General features: G+C 53.3%; 5 protein-coding genes. All 5 read right to left on the reverse strand.

Annotation, left to right across the window (positions count from 1 at the left end; genetic code table 11):
* Positions 1-479, reverse strand: a 479-nt coding sequence (locus tag KQI64_RS04750; protein WP_216523586.1) for a glycogen/starch synthase, incomplete at its 3' end; no start/stop codon positions are given.
* Between the two features lie 25 nt (positions 480-504).
* Complete coding sequence (gene glgD / locus KQI64_RS04755; RefSeq protein ID WP_216523587.1) at positions 505-1,614, reverse strand: glucose-1-phosphate adenylyltransferase subunit GlgD; 1,110 nt, start codon at positions 1,612-1,614, stop codon at positions 505-507.
* Positions 1,611-2,816 (reverse strand): glucose-1-phosphate adenylyltransferase, encoded by a 1,206-nt coding sequence (locus KQI64_RS04760; protein WP_216523590.1) that lies wholly within the window; start codon positions 2,814-2,816, stop codon positions 1,611-1,613. Before KQI64_RS04760 ends, glgD begins: the two co-directional genes overlap by 4 nt.
* Before the next feature lie 86 nt (positions 2,817-2,902).
* On the reverse strand, positions 2,903-4,801 hold the full coding sequence (gene glgB, locus KQI64_RS04765) for a 1,4-alpha-glucan branching protein GlgB (RefSeq protein WP_216523588.1): 1,899 nt from the start codon (positions 4,799-4,801) through the stop codon (positions 2,903-2,905).
* A gap of 316 nt (positions 4,802-5,117) precedes the next feature.
* Positions 5,118-6,119 (reverse strand): type I glyceraldehyde-3-phosphate dehydrogenase (gap, locus tag KQI64_RS04770; RefSeq protein WP_216523589.1); only part of this gene is annotated, 1,002 nt, incomplete at its 5' end.

Here is a 6,119-nt window from a genome sequence, read left to right on the forward strand (position 1 = left end):
AAGAGGCTCTTGATGTTGTAATACCAGGGTCTGTGCGAATAGAACAGATAGTAGTATACGGGTACGAGAGCGGTCTGCCAGTCGTTGGCGTGAATGATATCGGGATGGAAGTCGATATAGGGCAGCATCTCGAGGATCGCGCGTGAGAAGAATGCAAATCTCTCGGCGTCGTCATAGTGACCGTAGAGAGTGCCGCGCTTGAAGTAATACTCGTTGTCGATGAAGTAGTAGGTGCAGTCGTTCCAGCGGGCCCAGAACAGTCCGCAGTACTGATGTCTCCACGCAACGGGTACGGTGAAGTTTGTGATAAAGTTCAACTGATTCTTCAAATCCTGCGGAATCGTTCCGTAGAGCGGAACAACGATACGGCAATCCTGACCCTTTCTGCAAAGGGTATGAGGAAGGCTGCCCGCTACGTCGGCGAGACCGCCGCTGCCGCAGAAGGGATTTGCCTCAGATGCACAATATAATATTCTCATTGGTTTTTCCTCCTATAGAACTCTGTTATACAACAGATTTTTTAGCGATATAACTGGGATATGAATCAAAGCCCATCAGCGAGCGGCCGTCCTTGATCTGGACGTCCTTGTCGATGATAACGTAGTTGAGGTGGGTGTAGGTGCCGATCTTGGTGTCCTGCATAACGATGCAGTTCGACAGCTTTGCGCCCTTGCCGACGTAAACGCCCTTGGAGATAACGCAGTTCTCAACCTCGCCGTCGATAACGCAGCCCTGAGCGATGATCGAATTCTTGACCTTGCTCTCGAGACCGTAGCGTGACGGAGCGTCGTCGCGAACCTTGGTGTAGATCGGGCGCTTGGGATTGAAGAGCTCGTCGCGGACTTCCTTCTTCATCAGATCCATATTGAACGCGAAGTAGGAATTGATGGAGCTGATAAACGCGGTGTAGCCCTTGTTCTCGTAAGCGAATACCCTGTATTTGCCGACGGTGTCCTGAAGCACGCGCTTGATGTCGAGCTGGTTACGGCTCAGAGCGCTGCGAATCTCGTTCATGAGGATCTCCTTGCGGACAAGCAGCGAGCCGTACATGAAGTCGCTCTCCTCGGCGGTGTTGTCGGGCTTAACGAAAATCTGACTTACCTTGCCGGACTCGTCAGCGTCGATGGTGATGGGTCTGTCATAGCCTGCGGGAATCACGCCCTTCTTGTAGATGACCGTGATGTCCGCGTTGTTCTTTGAATGGAAATCAAAGAGAGCGTTGTAGTCAAAGTTTGTTACAACGTTGCCCTGCTCGATCAGCACATACTCCTCGCGGCAGTGCTCGATGTAGCCGTGCATGTTGTAAATTGTCTCAACGAGATTAGAGAAGGACTTGCCGCCGTAGGGTGTGAGCAGGGTGAGGTTGCTCCTTCTCTTGGAAAGGTCGTAGGCGCTGCCCGAACCGACGTGGTCGGTCAGTGAGAGGAAGTTGCTCTTCGCAACGATGCCTACGTTGTTGATGCCGGAGTTGCTCATGTTGGAAAGAACGAAGTCGATAAGACGGTACTTTCCGCCGATGGGTATGCTTGCCGTGGTACGGGAAGCCGCAAGCTCCGGAATTTTGTCGTCTAAAGTTCCGGCAAAGATAAAGCCGAGTACATCATTACTTCTCATTCTGCTGCTACCTCCGTATCTGTGTCAATCATTTTATTTGCGGGAACAAACGCGCCGTCTGCGACCACGGTGTTCTCGCCGATTACCGCGATTCCCCAGTCGTCGCGGTTCTCAACCGCCTCGGGACGCTGACCGACCTTGGCATTCTTGCCGATAACGGTATTCTCGGCTACGATCGCGAACTGAACGCTCGCGCCTTCCTCGATTACCGCGCCGGGCATGATGATTGATGAGTTGATTGTCGCACCCTTGCCGACGGTAACGCCCGAGAAGAGGATCGAGAACTCCAGATCGCCCTCAACGTTGCAACCGTCCGCAACGAGAGAATTCTGGATATTTGCGTCGGGAGATACATAGTGAGGCGGCATCATGGGATTGCGCGAATAGATGTCCTTGAGGTCGAGGGTGACGTTGGGATCGAGCAGATCCATGTTAGCCTCCCAAAGGCTGTCGATGGTTCCTACGTCCTTCCAGTAGCCCTCGAAGGGATAGGCGAACATTCTCTCGCCCGCCGCGAGCATGGTGGGAAGCACGTCCTTGCCGAAGTCGTGGCTGGAGCCTTCCTTGACCTCGTCCTCGGTGAGGTACTTGCGAAGCTCCTTCCAGCTGAAGATGTAGATACCCATTGAAGCGTTGGTGCTCTTGGGATGCTCGGGCTTCTCGTCGAACTCATAGATCTCGCCGTCCTCGTGGGTGTTGAGGATACCGAAGCGCGAAGCCTCCTCGAGCGGAACGTCGATGACCGCGATTGTGCAGGCGGCGTTCTTTTCCTTGTGGTACTCGAGCATCTTGTTGTAGTCCATCTTGTAGATGTGGTCGCCCGAAAGAATCACAACATAGTCGGGATCATAGCGCTCGATGTAGTTGATATTCTGGTAAATCGCGTTTGCGGTGCCCGAATACCAGTCGGCGCCCTTGATTGCCTGATAGGGGCTCAGACAGTTAACGCCCGAATGCATTCCGTCGAGATCCCACGGCTGTCCGTTGCCGATATACTCGTTGAGGATCAGCGGCTGGTACTGTGTCAGAATGCCGACTGCCTCAATGCCCGAGTTAACGCAGTTTGACAACGGAAAGTCGATAATGCGGTACTTTCCGCCGAAGGGTACGGCGGGCTTTGCAAGCTTCTTTGTCAGAACGCCCAGACGTGAGCCCTGACCGCCCGCAAGAAGCATTGCTACTACTTCCTGTTTTGGAAACATTTGCATTGATATAACCTCCGATATTTAATTTTATATTGTTTCTTAATGAAAACAAATTTATTGCACGGGCAAGCCCGTTTGTGTGCTTATTCGGTTTCTCCGGCGAAGCTCAGGTAGATCACGCCCATCGGCGGGAGCGTCAGCGGCAGACCCTGATTGCAGCCGTGTATTTTCATCGGAACCGTCTCAAGCCTTTCCGCGTTCACAACGCCGCTGCCGCCGTAAATCTCCTCGTCGGAGTTAAAGACCTCCCTGTACACGCCCGCGTTCGGCACTCCGATGAAATAATCATCGTGTCGTTCGGGGCGGAAGTTGCACACCGCGATAATATCGTTGCCCGCGGTGTCGGTGCGCTTGAAGGCGATGACGGAGTTAGTGAAGTCATCGTGGTGAATCCAGTCGAAGCCCTTCCAGATAGCGTCCATCTCGTAGAAAGGCGGATTATCGATGTAGAACTTGTTGAGCTCGCGGTAAAATACCTGAAGCTGAGCGTGGTTCTTTGAATCGAGGAATTCCCAGTCGACAATGCCGTCGACGTCCCACTCCTCGAGCTGTCCGATTTCGGTGCCCATAAACATGAGCTTTTTGCCCGGGTGGGCGAACATGTATGTCAGAAACGCCCTCAGTCCGGCTAAACGGTCGCCGCCGTTGCCCGGCATTTTGCTGAGGATCGAGCCCTTGCCGTTTGATACCTCGTCGTGTGAGACGGGCAGGACAAAATGCTCGGAGAAGGCGTAGAAAAAGCTGAAGGTAAGGTTGTCGTGGTTGAACGGGCGCCACTTCGGGTCGAGGGTCATGTAGTGGAGCATGTCGTTCATCCAGCCGCGGTTCCACTTGTAGTCAAAGCCGAGACCGCCCTCCTCGATTTTGTGCGTCACCTTCGGCCACGAGGTGGTCTCCTCAGTGAACATCAGCGCTCCGGGACAGAACAGGTGCACAGCGGTGTTGAGGCGCTTGATAAAGTCGATCGCCTCGAGGTTTTCCTTGCCGCCGAAGCGGTTCGGCTCCCACTCGCCGTCCTTTTTGCCGTAGTCGAGGTAGAGCATCGACGAAAGCGCGCCTACCCTCAGACCGTCGAGGTGATAGGTCTTGAACCAGAAAACCGCCGACGACACGAGAAAGCTTATGACCTCGGGACGCGCGAAATTGAACAGGCAGGTGTCCCACGAGGGTCTTTCGCCGAGCTTTGGGTCCTCGCTCTCGTACAGAGCGGTGCCGTCAAACTTCGAGAGCGCGAAGCTGTCCTTCGGGAAATTTGAGGGAACCCAGTCCATAATAACGCCGATGTTGTGGCGGTGGAGGGTATCGATAAGGTACATCAGATCCTCGGGCGTTCCGTAGCGCGAGGTCGCCGCAAAATAACCCGTCGTCTGGAACCCCCAGCTCGGGTCGTATGGGTGCTCCATCAGCGGCATGAACTGAACGTGAGTAAAGTGCATATCGCAGAGGTACTCAGTCAGCTCGTCGGCAAGCATGCGGTAGGTGTAAAAGCTTCCGTCAGGCTTGCGCTTCCACGAGCCGGCGTGGATCTCGTAGATATTCATGGGAAGGCTCAGCGAATCAGCGGTTTTTCTGCGCTCGAGCCAATCTCCGTCGCCCCATTCGTATTGTCCCAGATCGTACACCTTAGAGGCGTTGTCGGGACGCTCCTCGGCAAAAAACGCGAACGGGTCGGATTTCATTATTTTTTCGAACCACGGGGTCTCTATGCAGTATTTATAGGAATCTCCCTGCCCGACCCCCGCGATAAACAGCTCCCAAACGCCGTCGCGGCCGCGGTTCATGAAGTTTTCGGTTTTGTTCCAGTCGTTAAAGCTGCCGACAACGGCTACATTCTGCGCGTTTGGCGCCCAAACCCTGAACAGAGCGCCCTTTTCGCCGTTTTTCTCAGCGAGGCGAGCGCCGAAGTATTCATAGCTGTATGCGCCGTCGCCCCCGGCAAAAACCGCAGACGCGGAGCGTTCCTCGCTCAGGCTGTAATTCATAAATTCAACTCCTAAATCAAAGTACAACAGGGTATAATTATTCCTAAATATATCATACCAAAAAATTATAGTGATTTCAAGCAAATTCAAAAATTTCTAAACTAACTTTTCGTCTATTTTTTATAAGACTTATACAAATATTTATTGACAGCTTGGCAAGACGCGCATTTTCCCGCTCATTATGCCGATTTTTCAGTCTGCCCTCTGATCGTCATTTCCCTGCAGCCGCCTGACGGATAATAAAAAAGAGAGGCTTGGCAAAAGCCAAACCTCCCGATTTGATAAATTTTTAAGAAATCCTGAAAAGCCTTACAGCTTAGCCGAGCTCAGCGAAGTACTTAATGGTTCTTACCATCTGGCTGGTGTAGGAGTTCTCGTTGTCGTACCAGGAAACAACCTGAACCTCATAGAGGTCGTCGGCAACCTTGGAAACCATGGTCTGGGTAGCGTCAAAGAGTGAACCGTAACGCATGCCGATAACGTCGCTGGATACGATGGGATCCTCGTTGTAGCCGAAGGACTCGGAAGCAGCAGCCTTCATAGCGGCGTTGATGCCCTCAACGGTAACGTCTGTGCCCTTAACAACAGCGGTGAGGATAGTGGTGGAGCCTGTGGGAACAGGTACACGCTGTGCGGAACCGATGAGCTTGCCGTCGAGCTCGGGAATTACGAGACCGATAGCCTTAGCAGCGCCGGTGGAGTTAGGAACGATGTTGGCAGCGCCTGCTCTTGCTCTTCTGAGGTCGCCCTTTCTGTGAGGACCGTCAAGAATCATCTGGTCGCCGGTGTAAGCGTGGATTGTGCTCATGATACCGCTCTGGATGGGAGCATACTTGTTGAGAGTATCAGCCATGGGAGCAAGGCAGTTGGTGGTGCAGGAAGCAGCGGAGATGATCTTGTCCTCGGGAGTGAGAACGTTCTCGTTAACGCTGAATACAACAGTGGGAAGATCCTTGCCTGCGGGAGCAGAGATAACGACCTTCTTGGCGCCTGCGTCGATGTGAGCCTGGCTCTTAGCCTTGGAGCAGTAGAAACCTGTGCACTCGAGAACTACGTCAACACCGATCTCGCCCCAGGGAAGCTCAGCAGCGTTAGCCTTAGCGTAGATAGTGATTTCCTTGCCGTCAACAACGATGGAGTTCTCCTTAGCCTCTACGGTGTGGAGATTCTCGCCGATGGTGCCGCAATAGCCCTTCTGAGCGGTGTCGTACTTGAGCAGGTTAGCGAGCATCTTGGGATCGGTGAGGTCGTTGATAGCTACTACCTCGTAACCCTCTGCGCCGAACATCTGTCTGAAAGCAAGACGTCCGATACGGCC

The organism is Lachnoclostridium sp. MSJ-17 (genome assembly GCF_018918205.1).
Taxonomy (GTDB): domain Bacteria; phylum Bacillota; class Clostridia; order Oscillospirales; family Acutalibacteraceae; genus Ruminococcoides.